The 3,246-nt window shown below is 34.8% G+C and carries 2 protein-coding genes; both read left to right on the top strand.

The window, feature by feature from the left end:
* Nucleotides 1-1,261 (top strand): choice-of-anchor Q domain-containing protein (locus RAO94_13260; protein ID MDP8323311.1); only part of this gene is annotated, 1,261 nt, incomplete at its 5' end.
* A gap of 136 nt (nucleotides 1,262-1,397) precedes the next feature.
* Nucleotides 1,398-3,246 (top strand): hypothetical protein (locus tag RAO94_13265; protein MDP8323312.1); only part of this gene is annotated, 1,849 nt, incomplete at its 3' end.

Genomic DNA, 3,246 nt, shown 5'->3' on the forward strand with positions numbered 1-3,246 from the left:
TTTCAAAAATATGTTAATTGAAAATAGTCTATGCTCGTCAACAAGTGGATTAAGCTTTTCGCGAAATACAGGGATCATTGTGGAAAATGTAATAATCCGGGATGCAGCAAATGACGAATATTCTACTATAGGAATTCATGATTATTCTAATGATATAACAATTAATAGTGTAATAATTGATAATCTTTCAATTGTTGGTGATGCAGGCTCAGAAGTAGGATTATTCTTAAGTTTCTCAGATGTGTCAGTCCGGAATACTATAATATCAAATTGTTCAGCTCATGATGCTTATTTAATAGATTATCAGAATATTGAAGAAATTACAAGTGCCAATAACCTTGATCTGACAAATACACTAATCTTTAATAATAATATAACATATACAAGCTGGGCTTTTGCAGAAATTTATCTGCAGCATCGCTATCAGTCAATGAATATTGCTAATTGCACAATCGCTAATAACCATGGGTTTGGCACAATGATGAGTGTGTTCGGGATGGCAGAATTGAGTAATAATATTATTTATAATCCGGACATGAATACTCAACTATTTCTGAATAATGAGATATATGGTGTAGCTTATGATGTGGTTATGAGTAATAATCTGATAAATGAGAACTCTTTCTATGTTGATCTGCCTGAACATGTCACTTACTCAGGTAATCTCTGGAATTCGGAACCTCTCTTCGCTGGAGAGTGTTATCCCTATCTACCAGATGATATACCTTTGTATTATCAGCTGAGTGAAGGTTCACCTTGTATTGATGCCGGGACGCCTGATACGCTGGGATTGAATATACCACCAATGGACTTAGCTGGAAATGAACGGGTCTGGAATGATATTATTGATATGGGCTGTTATGAGTATGGCGCACCTCCTCATGTGGGCAATACTGAATGTAAAATTGAAAATGTAAAATGTAAAATAAGCAGTTATCCCAATCCGGTATATCTGGATAATAGTAGAGGTAATGTCTTCCTGGAATTTACACTACCAGATATACCAATAGATGATCCACTGATTGAAATCTATAATATCAGGGGTCAGAAAGTTAAATCTATAAAGCTGAACGTAAGCTTAAGCGGACTGGCGCGTATAGCCGGACTGGCAAGCAGAGAAACTCAGCGGGGAGAAGCATATTCCACCGTCTGGGATTGCCGAAATGAACAAAGAAAGACAGTAGCTGCTGGTGTTTATTTCTATACATTATCAGTATCCCATGAAATTATCGGAGCTAATAAACTGCTGATCCTTAAATGATAGAAATGCAGCATAAAACTCGTCCTCCTTCGTTACAACTACGGAGGATCTTCGATAACTCGTGATTTGGAAAATATGAATGTAATACCTGTCGTCCCGAAAGGGACGGCAGGATGTTTTGGAAGGAAATGAAAATATGAAGGTAATATTCTTATTAATTTTAATGGTGTGTTTTCCCATATTACTGTTTAGTGATATTCTGGAAGTTGATATTGATGGTTCTTGTGAGTATCAGCTCATTCAGGAAGCAATTAATGCTTCAGCAGATGGAGATACGGTATTAGTGCATCAGGGTAGATACTATGAGAATATCAATCTCAATGGACACAAAATAACTCTTGCAAGTCTTTATGCAATAGACCCAATGCAGGTTTACATCGATTCTACTATTATTGATGGAAATTACCTGGGAAGCTGTATTATGATCGATAATGAAGAAACTGCAGAAGTGAATGGTTTTACTTTGATCAATAATGAAGAGGGTTTGAATATTCCTCTGGATGATTTTCCATTGAATCCGGGAGGTGGAATCTGCATAGAAGAAAATTGTGAGGTTAATGTAATGAATTGTATCATGAGAAACTGCTTTTCTCGTGGGGGGGGGGGATTATCTATAGATGAAGGATCAAATTGTTATTTAAGTAATGTAAACATTTTTCATAATAGAACTACAGTATCAGGAGGAGGAATTTATTTTAGCGAATGTACTGTTACTTTTGATCAGGTTAATCGCTGCAGTATTTATGATAACATTGCAGCTATGGGAATGGATATGTATTTTCATAGATACACTGAGCCTTTGGAAATTAATTTGGATGTGGGTAGTGCTATTATAACTGAACCGGATTTTTTTTATATTTCAGAGCGATTATCTCCCGAGATCTCCATTAATTGTGAAAGCAGCTATTTTTCTTTAGAAAATTATGATCTTTATGTTTCACCATGGGGGGATGATAATAATTCCGGACTAAATGAAGATGAACCATTACAGACAATCGCTTTTGCTATGCAGATTATAGAACCGGACAGCCTGAATCCCAATACTATTCATCTGGCAGAAGGGAATTATTCGTATTCTCAAAATGAGCAGATATTTCCTTTTGCCGTGAAATCTGATATCAGGTTACAAGGTGCTGGAATGGAGAATACAATAATTGATTGTGATTATTACAGTTTGTTTTTTTCTATCTTAAACCAGAAAAATATTGAGATAATTGATATCGGCTTAATAAATTGCCGATCAAATGACATATCAGGAGCAATCATTTGTCAGAATTCAAAAGATATTGCGTTCAAAAATTTAATTATAGAAAACTGCTTAGGTTCCTGGGTTAGTGGTATAGCATTTTATTATTCAAAATACTGTTTAACTGAAAATGTAATAGTAAAAAATGCAGAAAATGATCAAAATTCAATAATTGGCGTAATATATGGCGATAATACAGAGAGTGTTATTAATAATTTGATAATTGATAATTTAAATATAATTGGTGATGGTGGTTCTTATACCGGAATTTATCTTGGTTCTTCTGACGTAGTCGTAAGAAATGCAATTATCTCTAATTGCTCTGCTCAAGATGCTTATTTAATTTATTATCAAAGTATAAGTGAGAGCTCTATTGATCGCAAGCTTGATTTGACTAATACACTTGTGATGAATAATAACATAACCTATACAAGCTGGGCTTTTGCAGAAATTTATCTGCAGCACCGCTATCAGTCAATGAATATTGCGAACTGCACAATCGCAAATAATACTGGATTTGGGAATATGATGAGTGTATTTGGCAGGGCAGAATTGAGTAATAATATCATTTATAATCCGGACATGAATACTCAACTATTTCTGAATAATGAGATATATGGTGTAGCTTATGATGTGGTTATGCGTAATAATCTGATAAATGAGAACTCTTTCTATGTTGATCTGCCGGAACATGTTACTTACTCAGGTAATCTCTGGAATTCGGAACCTCTCTTCGCTG

Origin of the sequence: Candidatus Stygibacter australis, assembly GCA_030765845.1 — a bacterium.
Taxonomy (GTDB): Bacteria; Cloacimonadota; Cloacimonadia; order Cloacimonadales; family TCS61; genus Stygibacter; species Stygibacter australis.